We start from the raw sequence: 17301 nt of genomic DNA, 5'->3' as shown, positions 1-17301 counted from the left end.
CATGGCTGCTACCACGACTCCCGCACTCCCGACCGCCACCGCGGACGCGATGCCCAAGACGGTCGCCGGCCGGGTGCGCAGGCGACTCAACACCCGCGCGGCGACGGTCGTCTCGATCCTCATCGCGGTGCTGTGGACGGTGCCGACCTTCGGCCTGTTCATCTCGTCGCTGCGCCCCGAGGACGCGATCAAGACCACCGGCTGGTGGACGTTCTTCAGCGACCCCAAGCTGACGCTGGAAAACTACAACGAGGTCCTTTTCGGACAGTCGGCCTCCTCCGGCCAGCTGGCAAACTACTTCGTGAACTCCCTCGTGATCACGATCCCATCAGTGCTCTTCCCGGTGGCGTTCGCCGCGATGGCGGCGTACGCGCTGTCCTGGATCCGGTTCCGCGGGCGTGAGTGGGTCTACATAGGAATCTTCGCGCTCCAGATCGTGCCGCTACAGATGGCGCTCGTGCCGCTGCTGAGCTTCTTCTCCCGCGGCGTCTCGCTCGGCGGCCTCACGCTGATGCCGGCCTGGCAGCTCGAAGACGAGCAAAAGTTCATCCAGGTGTGGTTCGCGCACACCTGCTTCGCCCTGCCGTTCGCCGTGTTCCTGCTGCACAACTTCGTGTCGCAGCTACCCGGCGAGCTGATGGAGGCGGCACGGGTCGACGGGGCCAGCCACCCGAAGATCTTCCGCACCATCGTGCTGCCGCTGATCACGCCGGCGCTGGCATCGCTGACCATCTTCCAGTTCCTGTGGGTCTGGAACGACCTGCTCGTGGCGCTCATCTTCGCGGGCGGTGGGGACGAAACAGCCCCGCTGACGGTACGACTAGCCGAGCTGGCCGGTACCCGCGGCAACGAGTGGCAACGGCTGACATCCGGCGCGTTCGTGTCGATCGTCATCCCGCTGATCGTCTTCCTGTCCCTCCAGCGGTACTTCGTCCGGGGTCTCCTCACCGGCAGTGTGAAGGGCTGATACGCAGTACGCGGGTGGGTGGCCCGAGCCGCGGCGAGCGAAGCGAGCCAGCAGAGCCCGAGCCGCCCACCCGGCGCGATCACCCACGAGGAGGGGCACGCGTGACAAAGATCGACGATGTCGCGCGGCTGGCCGGCGTATCGACGGCCACCGTTTCCCGGGCCCTGCGCGGCCTACCCACGGTCTCGCAGGCCACCCGTGACCGTGTACTCGCGGCCGCCGCCCAGCTGGGCTACGCCGCGTCGCCCAGTGCCTCCCGGCTCGCCGGCGGCAAGACCGGGGCGGTCGCGGTGGTTGTACCGCGAATCACCCGATGGTTCTTCGCGACCGTGGTGGAGGCCGCCGAGCAGGCGCTTCACCTGGGCGGTTACGACCTGCTGCTGCACAACCTCGGCGGCAGCGAGACCGAGCGGCAGCGGCTGCTGCACACCGCCGCGCTGCACAAGCGGGTGGACGCGCTGATGCTGGTGGCCACGCCGCTGCAAGGGCAGGACTTCCACGCGGTCACGAGCCTCGCCCTGCCCGGCGTCACGGTCAGCTCGGGCACCGGCGTACCCGGCTGGCCGAGCATCCGGATCGACGACGTCGCGGCCGCGCGGACGGCGACCGCCCACCTCCTCGAATGTGGCCACCAGCGGATCGCGCACATCTCCGGCGACCCCGCCGACGAGCTTGCGTTCACCACGCACATCGACCGCCGACGCGGCTACTGGGAGGCGCTCGGCGCCGCGGGTATCACGCCCGACCCGGCGCTCGACGTCGAGGAGGAGTTCACGGTCGCCGGTGGCGAGCGGGGGGTGGCCGAGCTCCTGCGACGCGGGGCCCTGCCCACGGCGATCTTCGCGGCCTGCGACGAGATCGCGATGGGCGCCATGGCCGGGCTCCGGCAGGCGGGGCTGAAGGTGCCCGAGGACATCAGCGTGATCGGAATAGACGACCACGACCTGGCCGGTGTGGTGGGCCTCACAACCGTGGCCCAGCCAGCGGCCGACCAAGGCCGCCTCGCGGCCAACATCCTTCTAAGCCCGCTGACCGGCGGGAACTACCCGGGAGGGGAAACCGTGATCTTGCCAACTCGCTTGATCGTCCGCGAATCGACCGCGCCTCCTCGGGCAAACTAGAACGATGCCTGAGCGGACCGCACCCGACGAGAACGCTCCGCCGCGCTCCGCGTCTGCGGGAGTACCCCGTAGCACAGACTGGTGGCGCAGCGCGGTCATCTACCAGATCTACCCCGCTCCTACGCCGACTCCAACGGCGACGGCGTCGGCGACCTGCCCGGCATCACCGCCCGTCTGGACCACCTCGTCGAGCTCGGTGTCGACGCGGTGTGGCTGTCGCCCTTCTACCCCTCGCCGCAGGCGGACGCGGGCTACGACGTGTCCAACTACCGGGACGTGGATCCCATCTTCGGCCGCCTCGACGACGCCGACAAGCTCCTCGCCGCGGCCCGCGAGCGGAGCCTGCGGGTGATCGTCGACCTGGTGCCGAACCACACGTCGAGCGAGCACCCGTGGTTCAAGGCGGCGCTGGCCGCCGGCCCAGGCAGCCCCGAGCGCACCCGCTACATCTTCCGCCCCCACAAGCCGAACAACTGGGAGAGCACGTTCGGCGGCCCCGCCTGGACCCAGGTCGCGGACGGGGAGTGGTACCTGCACCTGTTCGACGCGGGTCAGCCGGACCTCAACTGGGACCACCCCGAGGTGCGCGCCGAGTTCCGCGACATCCTGCGCTTCTGGCTCGACCGAGGGGTCGACGGCTTCCGGGTCGACGTCGCGCACGGGCTGATCAAGCAGGCCGACCTCGCCGACTGGCACTACCCGGTCGAGCCGCTCTCCGGCCCCGCCACCGAGGGCATCCGGCCCCCGATGTGGGACCAGGACGGCGTGCACGACATCTACCGCGACTGGCGGCGGGTGCTGGAGGAGTACCCGGGTGAGCGGATCCTCGTCGCCGAGGCGTGGGTGGCACCGTCCGAGCGGCTCGCGGCGTACGTGCGGCCCGACGAGATGAACCAGGCGTTCAACTTCGAGTACCTTGAGGCGGCCTGGACCGCGACCGCCCAGTACGAGGTGATCAACCGCTCGCTGGAGGCAAACGGGGCGGTCGACGCACCCACCACATGGGTGCTCTCCAACCACGACGTGCTCCGGCACGTCTCCCGCCTCGGCCTGCCCATCGGCACCCTGCGCCCGCGAGGCATCGGCCCCCACGACCCGCAGCCGGACCTGGTGCTCGGCCTGCGCCGGGGCCGCGCGGCGACGCTGCTGATGCTGGCCCTGCCTGGCTCGGCCTACCTGTACCAGGGCGAGGAGTTGGGCCTGCCGGAAAACACCACGATGCCGGACGAGGCCCGCCAGGACCCCATGTTCCGGCGTACCCACGGCGAGCAGAAGGGGCGCGACGGCTGCCGGGTGCCGATCCCGTGGCAGAGCGACGCCCCGTCGTACGGCTTCGGCCCGTCCGACCAGAGCTGGCTCCCCCAGCCGCCGGTCTGGGCCGACTTCGCGCTGGACAGGCAGCGCGGGGTGGCCGGCTCGACGTACGAGATGTACCGGTCGGCACTGCGCCTGCGCGCCCGGCACGCGCTCGGTGTCGGCACGCTCAACTGGACGGAGGGGCCGGACGACGTGCTGGCCTTCCAGAATGGCGACGTGTACATACTGACCAACTTCGGCGAAGCGCCGGCCGCCCTGCCCGAGGGCGCCCGGCCACTGATCAGCAGCGAGCCGCTGAATGCTGACGGCACGGTGCCGACCGACGTCACCGTGTGGGCTGCGGTGTAGCCGGCTCGCTCCGCTCGGCGCGGGCCTCCAGCAACTCGTGTACGGCGGCGATGTCCGCCGGCGAGGTGCGGGAGGCCCGCCAGTACATCAGGCCGGTGGGCACGAAGAAGAGCTGGAAGGCGGCGAGCCCGACCGCGTAGTTCAACGGTGGCGGAAGCGGCGCTTGCAAGGCCCGGAAGGCCACCCCGGCCAGGCCGTTTCCGACCGCGCGGCCGACGCCGTTGGTGAGGTTGCCGAGGCTGTACACGGTGCCGCGGTGCTCCGGCGGGTTGACGTCCGCGATGAGGGCAAACCAGTTCGGCGAGTTGGCCGAGGTCAGCGCCAGCGCGACGAGGGCGATGAGCAGGCTAAGCCCCACCGTCGGCTCGGTCACCACGCTTTCCAGTACGGCGCGGACCACCGCGCCAGCGCCGGCGCCGTCGGGCACGTCGATGCGGATCGGCACGAAGAAGAGCACGAGATACAGCGGTACGGCCGCGAGGATGCCGACCGCCGCCACCATCGCCCGTCCGCCTGGGTCACGCCGCTGGAGCCGGTCGCCGACCAGGCCACCGATGATGGAGAAACCGGCCCCGAGCTGGAACATCGTGGCGAAGATGCTGCCCACCACGATCGCGGTGTCGGCGCTGTACCCCTGGTCCGCGGCCCGCTCCCGGAAGAGCACCGGCAGCCACACCAGCGAGCCGAACGCCACCTGCGCGGTCAGCCCTTGCAGCACCAGCCAGAAGTTGGTCCGCCTGCGCAGGATGCGGGGCACGTCCTCGCGGCTGATCCGGTAGTCGTACTCCCCGCCGTGGGCGATCACGCCGGCGAGCTCGGCGTCACTCTGGCCGCGGCGTACGTCGTACGTGAAGAAGTAGGCCAGCGTCGCGACCAGCCCGACCGCGGTGAGCACGAGGAACGGCGCCCGCCAGTCGCTGCGCCCGAGCAGCCCACCGAGCAGCGTGCCGGCGAGCGTGCCGATCCCCTGCGACAGCCCCCAGAAGCTCATCACCAGCCCGCGTCGGCGCGGCGAGATGAGGTCGCTGACCACGGAGAAGCCCACCGAGGCGACCGCGCCCAGCCCGACCGCGGCGACGATCTGGGCGGCGAAGAAGGCAGCGTAGTTGGCGCTCAGCGCCGTACCCGCGCAGCCCGCCACCCATACAAGCGTCCCCACCATGAGCAGCGGCTTGCGGTGGTGGCGGTCGCCCGTGTACGCCCAGGCCACGGCGGCGACCGCGCTGAAGAGGAAGGTGATCGCGGTGACCAGGCCGACCGCACTCTCGGCCACGCCGAACGAGTCGCTGATGCTCCCGTAGAGCGGCGGCACGAGCCCGATCGCGACGTTGTCGAGCGAGGCGAGCACGACGAAGACCACCACGCTGTAGATCCGGTGACCATGCCCGCCCATGGCTGGCAACACAACCAGCACCAGATAACGAAGAGATAGCGCCACGCAGGTCGTACTACGAAGTGTTTGTACTACCGGGTGGTGTCAGGACGAGGCCGAGTTCGTCGGCGCGGTCCCAGACTGGGCGCATCGCGGCCTCCGGGTCGCGATGGAAGACGCTGGCTCGCAGGCGGACGAAGACGCAGTTGCCGACCCGCTCCAGGATGGCCTGGCGGCGTAGGTCGTGGGCGAACGCCTCGGCGCCGTGGTAGCTGTCGCCGTCGCACTCGATGGCGAGCCGGCGGCCGTCCGGGGCGGCGACCATGAAGTCGACCTTGAGCGTGCCGATCCGGAACTGGGGTACCGTGCGCAGCCCGGCCGCGGTCAGCCGGCGGTGCACCGCGCGCTGGAACTCCGTCGCCGGCTCGCCGCCCACCTCCGGCGGCGCGGGCGGGCGCTGGGCGTACGCGAGCAGGGCCGCTCGGGCGTCGTCGGGGTGCAGGTCGGCGAGCGTGACCGAGTGGAAGAGCCACAGCTGGTCGCGGGCGCGGGAGGCGGCGACGTTGATGCGGCGGTGGAAGTCGCGCTTGGTGAACGCGCCGATCGCGCCGTCCGCCGAAGAGACCACCATCGAGGCGAGCACCACGTCACGCTCGTCGCCCTGGAACGTGTACGGGTCACCGACCCGCAACTCGCGCCGCTCCAGCTCGTCCGGGCCGATCTCCTCGCGGAGGCGGTGCTGGAGGTACGCCGCCTGCCCACTCCCCGAGAGCAGGCTGACCACGCCGAGCGAGCGGCCCGCGTACGACGGGTCGGCCACGATCGCCGCCACCCGGGCGACCAGGGCCTCCGCCTCGGCGATGTTGACCTCGCCGTACTCCGCCAGCGGCACCCGCTTTCCGTCCGGCACGTGCTCGGCCACGATCGCACGGTCGAGGCCGCTGCGGGCGGCGCGGAGCGGCTGGATCTTGCCGTCGTAGTAGACGCCGCTGGAGAAGCCGATGATCTCGGGGACGCTGCGGAAGTGCTCGGTGAGCAGGATGCGCTGGGGCGACCGGCGCACGGCGTGGTCGTACAGGCTGCTCTCGGTGTCGAAGTGCTCGGCCGACGGCACGCCGGCCGGGTGCAGGTGGGTGGCGACAAGAGCGTTGACCCGGTCGGTCGGCACGCCGACGAGCTGCGGCCCGATCTGCTGGTCGTCGCCGACCACCACCGCGCGGCGGGCCAGCGTGAGCACCGGCAGCGCGAAGAGGTCGGCCTGGGACGCCTCGTCGACGATCACCACGTCGAAGATCGGCGACACCCCAGGGAACTGCTCCAGCGCCCGGTCGATCGACATGATCCAGACGGGTACTGCGGTGACCGCCTCGGACATGGCCCGCTGGGCGGCGGCCTGCCAGTGGGCAGCGCTCTTGCCGGTACCCTTGCCGATCTTGCGGAGCGCGGCGGTCCAGTCGGCGAGCGCGGCCTTGCGCCGGTCGTCCAGCGAGAGCGCCACCTCCAGCCAGGCCGAGGTGACGACGAGGTCGGCCGTGAGCCGGCGGATCTGGTCGCGGGCCCGCTCCAGCCGGCGTCCCAGGTCGGCGCCCTCGACGTCGCCCACCACCTCGTCAAACCAGGTCTGCGCCTGCCGCCACTGCCACGCCCGCAGCGCGGCCGCGCCATCCAAGCCGGTGGCGCCCGCGTCGATCGCGGCGGCCCACTGCGGCGCGACGGTGGCGAGGCGGGCGTGCAGTGCCGCGTACCGGGTCGCGTCCGGCCGCAGCGTCCACAGTCGACGGACCTCGGCCAGCGCCGCGTCCCAGCCGACGAGGTCACCCGAGTCCCATGCGGCGGCGAGCGCCTGGATCTGCGGCGACTCGGGCGCGAACCTGCGCAGCCAGTCGGCCATCGCGGAGCGCTCGGCGTCGAGCCGGTCGGCGAGGAGGACATTGCCGGCCGCCTCGACCGCGCCGGCCAGCTCGGCGATCTGCCGGGCGTCCACGTCGCGCGGGCAGCGCGGGAAGACGGTCACCAGCTCGGCGTGCAGCTCCGGCCAGCGGCGGCTCTCCCACTCCAGCGCCGCGACCGCCGAGGACAGGAGCCGTCCCGCCCACAGCTCCGGCTCGCTGGAGGCGTCCTGCGGCACCGGCGCGTCCAGCCGGCCGCGCCACTCATCCCACCGCGCGGCGAGCTGCTGCCGCAGCTGCTCGCGCTCCACCGTGGCGATCACCAGGTCGACGTCGTCGACGGTGCGCAGCGGCTCGCCGTCGACATGGACGTCGGCCACCACCCGGGCCAGCTCGGCGTGGGTGAGGCGGCGGACGGACTTGCCGGCCGCGTACCGCGCACGGATCTCGCTGAGCTGGGTGAGCAGGCGGCGGGGCTGCGCCACGTACGGCTCGGGGATCACGATCCGCCGCCCGGCCACGAACGCCGTACGCCGGCCCAGCTCACCGAGCAGCTGCTGGCAGGCGGCGACGTGTCCGTCCCACACCGCGCGCCAGCTCGGGTCGCGGATCAGCTGGCCGAGCCGGTCGGTCCAGCTCCCCTCGCGGCGGGTCAGCTCGTCGGCCGCCCCGCGCAGCGCCGCGGCCAACTCGTCGACGACGGTGGACCCGTGTTCCCGTACCCCATCTATCGCCATGCCGCGGTCCCGCAGCGCGTCGACCACCTTGCGTGCGTCGCGCAGCGCGTCCCTCTGTGCGGCGACCGCCTCCCCGGTCGGAAGCTGGCCATCGGCGGGCAGGGGTCCGAGCGCGGCGGCGCGGTCCGCGGCGGTCAGCCGCCGCGCGATCTCCGCGAGTACGGCGAACTCGGCGGCCTCCAACGGTGCCGGCGTGCCCGGCGGCACCGGGTCCGAGACCAGCGCGTCGGCCTCGTGCCGGCGCAGCCACTCGCCCACCTCGCCGGCGCTCCGCCCGCCGTAGCGCCGTGCCTCCCGCTCGGCCGCCGCGAGCAGCTCGTCCCGGGCCGCGGCCGCCGCCTCCTCGGCCGCCGCCACGTCGGCGACAAGCCGCCGCACCCAGGCCGCCTCGGCTTCACTGTCCAATGTGGCCGCGCGGTCGGCGAGCTCACGGGCGGCGACCTGGAGCTGCACGAGCTGGTCGGCGGAGCGGCCCAGCACCGCGAGGCAGAGCGGCTGGATCTCCTCGGGCAGCCCGTCGCGGAGCACCCGCAGCGGGTCCTCCTTCTGCGCGAGCACCAGCACCCGCTTGCCGTGCGCGACGAGGTGGCAGATCAGGTTGCGGATGGTGTGTGTCTTGCCGGTGCCGGGCGGGCCCTGCACGGCGACGTTGCGGTGGGCGGCCAGCCGCCGGGCGATCGACTCCTGCGCGTCGTTGGTGGGCATCGGCATGAGCAGCCGCTCGCTGGCGCGCGCCCAGGTCTCCGCGTCGTCGTCGGGCATGCGCAGCCGGCTCGGCTCGTGGGCGAGCACGCCGGCCAGCGCGCCGACCTCGAGGCTGCCGTTGGTCAGGCGCTCCCGGAGCAGTTCGAGGAAGCGGCGGACCATCCGCTGGCGCGGCCGTACGAAGAGGACCCCCGTGTCTGCCACCGTGTCCTGCTCCAGTCCGAGGCGGCGCGTCGCGCGGCGGGCGAAGTCGAGCCGCTCGGCCGCGTCCCACGGGTCGATGTCGACCTGGCCGCCGGTGCCGCCGAGGTCGAGCAGATCGGCCACCCGCCGCCCGTCGAGGTCGCCGAGCGCGTCGACCTGGATCCGCGGCGGGCCCTGCGGCGTGACGGAGACGGTGGTGGAGTCCGGGTCGTACTCGATCGCGACCGGCGTGGCCAGCAGCGGGTAGTGGATGTCCCGATGGCGCAGGACCAAGTGGCCCCAGACCAGCTCGACCCGGGCGGCGTCGATGTCCACCCGGTAGCGCAGGTCGTACAGGCGGTCGTGCAGCCGCCGGGTCACCTCGGCGAGCTGGTGCTCGCGGGCCCACGGCTCCCACTGTCCGTCGCGCCACTCGGTGAAGGCGTTCTGGATCTTTTCTGGCACCTCGCCGATCGTCGGCGGGCTCGTGTCGGAGAGGTCCCAGACCAGGTGGCGCAGGAGCGGGGTAGGGATCGAGGGCGGGTCCGGCGGGTCCGGCCGGCCGACCCGCAGCCAGCTCCCGCCCGGCTTGAAAGGGCCGACTCCGCACTCGATGTGCGCCGGCAGGTCGTCCTGCCAGAACGCGTCGACGGTCGGGACGGCCCGCACCGGCTTTTCCAGCAGCGCGCGGACGGCCAGCAGGTACTCGGTGAGCGCGACCGCCCGCGCGCGGACGGCCGGCGGCTCGTCGGCGCCAGCCGGCGCGGGGCGCGCAGGCACCGCCGGCGGCGAGTCGCCACCGGCGGTCTGCTCCGGGTCGCCCTGCGGTGCGGTCATACCTATCGACGGTAACCCGCCGGTGCACCGCAGCGCGCGTCGATCAAGCGGTTCGGTCGATCACGTGTTCGCGGGCCTCGGCGTAACGCTCCCGGATCGCGGGCACGCCCTTCGCTTCGTACTCCTCCACCAGTCCGCCGGACCAGGGCGGGGGCGCGTCGCCGCCGAGCGCCACCCAGGCGGCTTGGCGGGCGGCGCCGTCGGCCACGTACTCACCTGGCGGCGGGACGACCACCGGGGCGCCGAAGACCTCCGGCGCGATCCGGCGGACCGCCTCGGAGCGGGCGCCGCCGCCGACCAGGATCACCCGGTTGACCTCTGCACCCTGCGCCACCAGCGCGTCGAGGCCGTCGGCCAGCGCGCAGAGCATGCCTTCCACCGCTGCCCGGGCCAGGTACGCCGGGGTGGAGGTGGCGAGCGTCAGCCCGTGCAGGGCGCCGGTCGAGTTCGGACGGTTCGGGGTGCGCTCGCCCTCCAGGTACGGCACGAGCGACAGGCCACCCGCGCCGGGCGGCGCGCTCAACGCCAGCCGGGACAGCTCGGCGTGGTCGACGCCGAGCAGCGCGGCGACCGCGTCCAGCACCCGGGCCGCGTTGAGCGTGGCGACCAGCGGCAGGAAGCGGCCGGTGGTGTCGGCGAAGCCGGCGACCGTACCGCTCGGGTCGGCGGCCGGCGTCTCCGCGACGCTGAACGCCGTACCGGACGTGCCGATCGAGACCAGCACGTCGCCGGGGAGCGCGCCGGCACCCAGCGCGGCGGCCGCGTTGTCGCCGGCGCCGGGGCCGAGCGAAGCACCCTCCGGCAGGTGGCCGGCGATGCCGGTGGGACCGAGCACCTCCGGCACGAGCGGCTCCCGGCCGAACGCGAGCCGGAGCAGGTCCGGCCGGTACTCCCCGGTGGGGGTGGACCAGTAGCCGGTACCGCTGGCGTCGCTGCGGTCGGTGCGCAGGGCGTCGAGGGAGCCGGCACCGGCCAGCTTCCAGGTCAGCCAGTCGTGCGGCAGGCACACCGCGGCGGTGCGGTCGGCGTTGGCCGGCTCGTTGCTGGCCAGCCACCGCAGCTTGGTGATGGTGAACGAGGCCACGGGTACCAGCCCGACCGCGTCCGCCCACGCCTGCCCGCCGCCCAGCTCCTGGATCAGCTCGGCGGCGGCACCGGCCGAGCGGGTGTCGTTCCAGAGCAGGGCCGGGCGCACCACCTCGCCGCCCTCGTCGAGGCAGACCATCCCGTGCTGCTGCCCGGCCACCGAGGCGGCGGACACGTCGGCGAGCCCACCGGCCGCCGAGATTGCCTCGGAGAGCGCGCCCCACCACGCGGCCGGATCAACTTCGGTCCCGTCCGGATGCGTGGCTCGCCCCTCCCGGACAAGCGCCCCGGTCTCCGCCTCCCGCACGACCACCTTGCACGACTGCGTCGACGAGTCCACTCCCGCGACGAGCATGTCGTCTCCCTCCCCTTCCTCCTATTGATGTTGATCAGGGACTTGGTGGGGCGGCGCGCCGCGCGACACGCCCACGAAGTCCCTGATCAACGGGGGCCAGAGTCAGCGGGCACCGATCGCGTGCTCGGCCATCAGCTGGTTTAGGCGGATGAAGTGGTAGCCCTGCGCGCCCTTGGCCTCGGAGTCGAAGTCTTCCCAGGCGGTGCGGTCATTGAGCAGGTCGGCGACGGTCTCGCCGTCGGCCAGGGTGGGCTGGGACAGTTCGGCGACGCGGGCAGCGGCCAGCGCCTCCTGCACCTCCGGGTCGGCCCGGAACGCCTTGGCGCGCTCCTTGAGCAGCAGGTACATCCGCATGTTGGCCTTGGCCGACTCCCACACGCCGTCGTAGTCCTCGGTGCGGGACGGCTTGTAGTCGAAGTGGCGCGGACCCTCGTACGCCTGGCCACCGGCCGGCCCGCCGTGCTCGAGCAGGTCGACCAGCGCGAACGCGTTGAGCAGGTCACCGTGGCCGAAGACAAGGTCCTGGTCGTACTTGATGCCGCGCTGACCATTGAGGTCGATGTGGAAGAGCTTGCCGGCCCACAGTGCCTGGGCGATGCCGTGCGCGAAGTTGAGCCCGGCCATCTGCTCGTGACCCACCTCGGGGTTGAGGCCGACCATGTCGCCGTGCTCCAGGTTGGCGATGAACGCGAGCGCGTGGCCCACGGTCGGCAGCAGGATGTCGCCGCGCGGCTCGTTGGGCTTCGGCTCCAGCGCGAAGCGCAGCCCGTACCCGCGGTCGATCACGTACTGCGCGAGCGTGTCGACGGCCTCGCGGTACCGGTCGAGCGCCGCCTGGACGTCCTTTGCCGCGTCGTACTCCGCGCCCTCACGGCCACCCCACATCACGAACGTCTGCGCGCCAAGCTCGGCGGCCAGGTCGATGTTGCGCAGCACCTTGCGCAGCGCGTAGCGCCGGACCGAGCGGTCGTTGCTGGTGAAGCCGCCGTCCTTGAACACCGGGTGGGTGAACAGGTTGGTGGTCACCATCGGGACGACCAGGCCGGTCTCGTCGAGCGCCTTGCGGAACCGGGAGATGATCTCGTCGCGGCTGGCGTTGTCGGCGCCGAAGGGCACGAGGTCGTCGTCGTGGAACGTCATGCCGTAGGCGCCCAGCTCGCTCAGCTTGTGCACCGCCTCGATCGGGTCGAGGGGCGTGCGGGTGGCGTCACCAAAGGGATCGCGGGCCTGCCAGCCCACGGTCCAGAGGCCGAACGAGAATTTATCGGCAGGGGTGGGTTGGACAGACATATTGACCTCCACGTAACGTCTCTGATTTGTTCAACGGTTGAATTATTTGCCCCTGTTGTGGCACTGTCAAGGGCATGACGGACGGGCCGGTACGCCAGGCTTCGCTGCGCGAGCACAACTTGGGTTTGGTGCTGCGCCAGGCCGCCAACGCCATGCGCCCGCCGTCCCGCGCCGACATCGCCGCCGCCACGAGCCTCACCCGCGCCACCGTGTCCGCGCTCGTGGACGACCTGATCGCGGGTGGCCTGCTCACCGAGGTGGGGCCGGCGCCACGGGCCGGCGCCGGGCGTCCCGCCGCCGGGCTCGTGCTCTCCGCGAGCGGCCCGGCGGGCCTCGGCCTGGAGATCAACGTCGATTACCTGGCGGCCTGCGTGGTCGACCTGGCGGGGGCCGTCCGGCACCGCGACGTGCGCCATGCCGACCAGCGCCCCGGCCACCCCGACCAGGTGCTCGCCGAGGTCGCCGAGCTGGCCGCGGACGCCCGCGCGCACGCCGAGCGGGAAGGTCTGGCTGTCGCCGGTGCGGCGCTGGCCGTGCCCGGCCTGGTGACGGCCCACGGAGTGGTCCGCCTCGCGCCCAACCTGGGCTGGCGCGACGTGGACGTACCGACCGGCCTCGCCGCGCTCGACGGGCTGCCGGTCACTGTGGACAACGAGGCCAACCTCGCGGCACTCGGCGAGCTGCACGCGGGTCCGGCCGGACCGGCCAGCTTCCTCTACGTCTCCGGCGAGATCGGCATCGGCGCCGGGATCGTGCTGCACGGCGCGCTCTTCCGGGGCGCTCGTGGCTGGAGCGGCGAGCTGGGCCACGTGGCCGTACGCCCGGACGGCCCGGCATGCAGCTGTGGGGCGCGGGGCTGCCTGGAGCAGTACGCGGGCCAGGAGGCGATCCTGCGGGCCGCGGCGGCCGGTGGCATCGACGACCTGCGGGCGCGTGCCACAGCCGGCGATCCGGGGGTGCTCGCCGCGCTTGCCGCGGCCGGCGCGGCGCTCGGCGTGGCGGTCGCCGGCGTGGTCAACCTGCTCGACGTCGAGGCGGTCGTGCTCGGCGGCATCTACGCGCCGCTCGCCCCGTGGCTCCGCCCAGCCGTGGTGGCCGAGATCCACCGCCGGGTGCTGACGGACGCCTGGTCACCTGTGGACGTACGCCCGTCGGTGCTCGGCGCGGACGCCGCCGTGGTGGGCGCGGCCGGCTCGGTGGTCCGGGCCATCCGCGACAACCCAACCAAGTGGCTCACCCGCATCATCCCGTGACCCACGATGAAAATTTGAGCTACCGCGATCTCCGTTGTGGTCCGGACCGTCGCTCCCGCGGCCTCACCCTCCGCGCTTCACGACCAACGCGAGCCGTTGTGTCCCCGCGGCCTCGCCCTGCATGGCGACAAAGCCCATCGCGCCCGCGGGCGTTGGCAGGCAACGCGGTAGCTCAGATCTTTTGTCTTGGAAACTGACCGGCAGGGGGCCGGCTCCACAGCTCCTCCCGTATGCCAACCGACCAGCCCGCTAGTACGCCCCTCGGCTGGCCATGACGGCGCCGATCGTCTTCCACATGATCACGACGTCGGCGGCGAGCGACCAGTTTTCGACGTAGTACAGGTCGAGCCGCAGACCGTCCTCCCAGGACAGATCGGAGCGGCCGCTGACCTGCCACAGGCCGGTGATGCCGGGCTTGACCAGGAGGCGGCGGGCGATGTCGCCGTCGTACCGCGCGACCTCCGAGGGCAGCGGCGGGCGTGGCCCGACCAGGCTCATGTGGCCGACCAGCACGTTGATCAGCTGGGGTAGCTCGTCCAACGAGTACTTGCGCAGGATCCGCCCCACCCTGGTGACCCGCGGGTCCTTGCGCATCTTGAAGAGCAGGCCGTCGTGCTCGTTGCGGGCGGCAAGCTTGGCCAGCATCTCGTCGGCGTTGACCACCATCGTGCGGAACTTGTAGACGCCGAACTCGCGACCGCCCTGCCCAACCCGGATCTGCCGGAAGATGACCGGCCCCTTCGTGTCCAGCTTGATGGCGATGGCGATCACGGTCAGCACCGGCAGTGCGAGCGTCAGCCCGACGATCGCGGTGAACCTGTCGACGAAGCCCTTGACGATCTTGCGGGTGCCCATGAATTCGGGCGCCTCGACGTGGATCAGCGGCAGCCCCGCGACCGGTCGAGTGTGGATGCGCGGGCCGGCGACGTCGGTGAGCGCGGGCGCGAGCACCAGGTCGATGCCGGTGCCCTCCATCTGCCAGCCGAGCCGGCGCAGCCGGGCGGCGGTCAGCTCGCCCGAGGCGGTCACCGCGACAGTGTCCACGCTGGCCGCGCGGGCCGACTCGAGGATGCTGCGGAACGAACCCACCACAGGCACGTCGCCAAGCCGCTGCGGTACCGGTGCGAGCAGCGCGTCCGGGATGCAGGCGCCGACCACGCGGTAGCCCGCGTAGGGCTCGCGGCGCAGCGTGTGCACAAGCTCCAGCACGTGCGGGGCGTCGCCGACCACCAGCACCCGGCGGGACCAGCCGGCGCCCCGGGCGCGGGCGCGGTGCAGCCACTTGCGGGCCACGTACCGCCCGCCGACGAGGCCCACGATGCCGCTCGCGAACGTCAGGGCCAGGAAGCCCGGGCGACACCGACGTTTGCCACGTACCCGAAGATCGCGATCGCGCCGGCCAGCCGGAGGCTCGCCGAGGTGACCCGCCGGTACTCGTCCGCGCCGTGCCCCAACACGCGGTCGTCGTAGCAGCGCGTCACCTTCAGGAAGGCGAGCCAGACCAGCACGAGGCCCGGCCCGACCACCGGATAGGGGATCTGCGAGCCGACTGGCTCACCGCCGCCGAACGGCTCCACCACCCAGTTGAACCGTCCGAAGTAACCCGCGAGCACCGCCAGCGAGATGATGGTGAGATCGAGCACCATCAACGCCCGCTCGTACATGCGCAGGCGCGCGCGCAGCAGTGGACCCGTCGCTTCCGCCGCGTTCGGTACCCCCACCGCACGCGTCAGGAGAGTCGCCGACGTCACCAGCCCTCCCCCAGCTTGTCAAGTCGACTGTGCCCCGAACGGCAAGCGCCGGACCCAAGTTCGGGGCCGGCGACGCCAGAGCACCAGGACATCTTGACCTACGGCGGCATCTCGTAAGGGCTTCCGACAAAAAACTGTCAGTTCATTGCGCTCAACCACCCGAACGTACATGTACGCGAGGTAGTCATTTGCCTACATCACGCATAGCTGCTGGTCAGCGGGGTGCCGCAGGCCGCAGCGCGAGCGCCTTGAGGAAGATGTCGCCGATCTTCGTCGGGTCCTTTGTGACGAACACGCCGCCGCCGGTGACGTCGGTGATCCGCTTGAGCTGGGCCTCGTCGACCCCGTCACCGATGCCCAGGATGATCACCTGTACCGGCCGCCGGGTGTCGGCGAGCTGCTTCAGCTGGGCCAGCAGGTCCTGCTCGCTGATCCCGTTGGCGTCGTCGTTCTTGCCGTCGGTGAACAGCACGATCGAGTTGACCCGGTCGGCCGCCCAGCCGTCCTGGACCTCCTTGTACGCGGCGAGCATCGTGTCGTACAGCCCGGTGTCGCCGTCCGCCTTCGGCGTGATCGACCGGAGCGCGCCGAGCGCCTGCGACCGGTTGCTGCTCAGGGGCCCGATCGGCACCAGCTCGCGCCAGTCCTTGCTGCCGTCGAGCGCGGTGGAGAACGTCCACAGCCCAAGCGCCCACGAGTCGTCGAAGAGGTTGAGCCCGGCCTGGGCCGCGGAGAGCGTCACCGCCATCCGGGTGGCGTTGTCGGCCTCGGGCACCCGTTCGAGCATCGAGCCGGAGACGTCCATGACGGCCAGCATGCGGCCGGGCGCGGTGACCGCGGTCCAGGTGGCCAGCGAGCGGTCGAGCGTCACCGGGTCGAAGTCGCCGGCCGCCTTGCCGCCGGCGTTGGGCGTCGCGGACGGCGGACCGCCGGCCGGGCTCGGTGCGCCGGTGGGCGCCGAGAAGCCAGCGCCCCAGGTGCCGTCCGGCGAGCGGAGGCCCTGCTCGCCGAGCAGGTCGCGGAACCCCGCGGTGTCGAGCGCCTCGTGCACCGCCTGGGCTGCCGCCGTCTTGGCCGGGTCCAGGCCCGGCATGATCGCGAACGGGTAGTCGAGCGGCGTCGGCGTCGGCTCGACGTAGAGCGCGGCCAGCGGCACCGGCGGCTTCTTCGCGTTGTACGCGATGACGTCTTCCTCCGACAGCGGCGCCACGTTGAGCCCGGAGGCGAGCGAGGCGGCGTCGGCGGCCTGCGGGAACTTGGCCACGAGGTCGTCGCGGAGCGCCGAGCGGCCGAGCGCCAGCGAACGCAGGGCCGCGGTCTGCGCCTGCTGCGCGTTGCCCCCGCGGTGGACGCCGCCGCGCCAAGCGAGAGCAGCCCGGACAGGCCCGCGGCGTCGCGGGTGGGCTCGACGATCCCGGTGCGCAGGCCGGTGCCGGTGGTGATCTGCTTGAGCAGGTCGGCCCAGCCCACCTTCTTGTCCGGCCAGCCGAGGCTTTCGGCGAGCGGCTCCGGCATCGCGGCGACGACCGGGCTGCGCGCGACCGAGCCACCGTCGGTGGGCGTGAAGCCGGACGCCAGCGTCCTGAGCCGCACCAGCCAGGTCGAGGAGTCGGGCAGCCACACGTCGGGCGCTTCGAGCGTGCCGTTGGCGCTGCCGACGCCGGCCAGGCCGACGTTGTGCTGCCCGGCGATCACGGCGGCCATGTCGACCGAGTTGACCTCGCTGACGTCGGCCGCGACACATGTGCCGTCGGCCGAGCCGCCGTCCGCGCGCCAACTCTCCAAGGTGGAACGCACAGCGGGTGCGATCTCGGGTGCGGCGGCCACGGAAAGCTTGACCTCGCCGGTGCAGCGGGAACCGGCGAGCTCCCGATAACCGAACCAGGAGCCACCCACAACGACGAGAAGCGCCACCGCAACGACGATGGCGCCTGCTCCGCGATAACTGCTATGCATCCGGTGGCGGCCTGGCACGGTCCCCATACTGCTGACGCTTCGTGCGCATTGCCAAGGTGCGTTCGGCCGAAAGTTACAGATCAGCGACCTGACGGCTGATATTCGGTCACGTGGCGTAGTTGTATAGCGCCAGA

Annotated in this window: 7 protein-coding genes and 3 pseudogenes; 4 read left to right on the top strand and 6 right to left on the bottom strand. The window is 72.1% G+C overall.

All coding sequences use genetic code 11. The annotated features are described in order from the left end of the window. Position 1 precedes the first annotated feature (1 nt). The 3 genes and pseudogenes from Pflav_RS39105 (at position 2) to Pflav_RS39095 (ending at position 3753) form a co-directional block, all read left to right on the top strand. Positions 2–967, top strand: a complete 966-nt coding sequence (locus Pflav_RS39105) for a carbohydrate ABC transporter permease (protein WP_173041602.1) — start codon at positions 2–4, stop codon at positions 965–967. A gap of 101 nt (positions 968–1068) precedes the next feature. Then, positions 1069–2088: a LacI family DNA-binding transcriptional regulator gene (locus Pflav_RS39100; protein ID WP_173041601.1), complete on the top strand. Its 1020-nt coding sequence runs from the start codon at positions 1069–1071 to the stop codon at positions 2086–2088. A 4-nt stretch (positions 2089–2092) separates the two neighbouring features. Then, positions 2093–3753 (top strand): annotated as a pseudogene (locus tag Pflav_RS39095) (glycoside hydrolase family 13 protein). On the opposite strand, the gene Pflav_RS39090 reads toward Pflav_RS39095, so the two are convergent. The 4 genes from Pflav_RS39090 to xylA all read right to left on the bottom strand — a co-directional run bounded on the left by Pflav_RS39090 (position 3731) and on the right by xylA (position 12207). Beyond that, positions 3731–5146: an MFS transporter gene (locus tag Pflav_RS39090; protein ID WP_173041600.1), complete on the bottom strand. Its 1416-nt coding sequence runs from the start codon at positions 5144–5146 to the stop codon at positions 3731–3733. The pseudogene Pflav_RS39095 and the gene Pflav_RS39090 sit on opposite strands and share 23 nt — an antisense overlap. Before the next feature lie 55 nt (positions 5147–5201). Next, positions 5202–9476, bottom strand: coding sequence for an AAA domain-containing protein (locus Pflav_RS39085; RefSeq protein WP_173041599.1), 4275 nt, complete (start codon positions 9474–9476; stop codon positions 5202–5204). A 43-nt stretch (positions 9477–9519) separates the two neighbouring features. Next, positions 9520–10917 carry a xylulokinase gene (gene xylB / locus Pflav_RS39080; protein ID WP_173041598.1) on the bottom strand — a complete coding sequence of 466 codons (1398 nt, stop codon included), beginning with the start codon at positions 10915–10917 and terminating at the stop codon, positions 9520–9522. A 102-nt stretch (positions 10918–11019) separates the two neighbouring features. Beyond that, complete coding sequence (gene xylA, locus Pflav_RS39075; protein ID WP_173041597.1) at positions 11020–12207, bottom strand: xylose isomerase; 1188 nt, start codon at positions 12205–12207, stop codon at positions 11020–11022. Positions 12208–12281: 74 nt separating this feature from the next. On the opposite strand from xylA, the gene Pflav_RS39070 reads away from it, so the two are divergent. Further along, complete coding sequence (locus Pflav_RS39070; RefSeq protein ID WP_173041596.1) at positions 12282–13460, top strand: ROK family transcriptional regulator; 1179 nt, start codon at positions 12282–12284, stop codon at positions 13458–13460. Positions 13461–13709: 249 nt separating this feature from the next. On the opposite strand, the pseudogene Pflav_RS39065 reads toward Pflav_RS39070, so the two are convergent. Both Pflav_RS39065 and Pflav_RS39060 read right to left on the bottom strand, forming a co-directional pair. After that, positions 13710–15211, bottom strand: a pseudogene (locus tag Pflav_RS39065) (sugar transferase). Between the two features lie 214 nt (positions 15212–15425). Further along, positions 15426–17167: pseudogene (locus Pflav_RS39060) on the bottom strand (substrate-binding domain-containing protein). Positions 17168–17301: the final 134 nt, after the last annotated feature.

This window comes from Phytohabitans flavus (assembly GCF_011764545.1).
GTDB classification, from domain to species: domain Bacteria; phylum Actinomycetota; class Actinomycetes; order Mycobacteriales; family Micromonosporaceae; genus Phytohabitans; species Phytohabitans flavus.
Note: the sequence above shows the minus strand (reverse complement) of the source record. Positions and strands in the feature narration are given on the sequence as shown.

Coding starts and splice junctions, on each gene's coding strand:
- Pflav_RS39090 (WP_173041600.1), bottom strand. CDS start 5,146: ATGGGCGGGCATGGTCACCGGATCTACAGCGTGGTGGTCTTCGTCGTG.
- xylA (WP_173041597.1), bottom strand. CDS start 12,207: ATGTCTGTCCAACCCACCCCTGCCGATAAATTCTCGTTCGGCCTCTGG.
- Pflav_RS39085 (WP_173041599.1), bottom strand. CDS start 9,476: ATGACCGCACCGCAGGGCGACCCGGAGCAGACCGCCGGTGGCGACTCG.
- Pflav_RS39105 (WP_173041602.1), top strand. CDS start 2: ATGGCTGCTACCACGACTCCCGCACTCCCGACCGCCACCGCGGACGCG.
- Pflav_RS39070 (WP_173041596.1), top strand. CDS start 12,282: ATGACGGACGGGCCGGTACGCCAGGCTTCGCTGCGCGAGCACAACTTG.
- xylB (WP_173041598.1), bottom strand. CDS start 10,917: ATGCTCGTCGCGGGAGTGGACTCGTCGACGCAGTCGTGCAAGGTGGTC.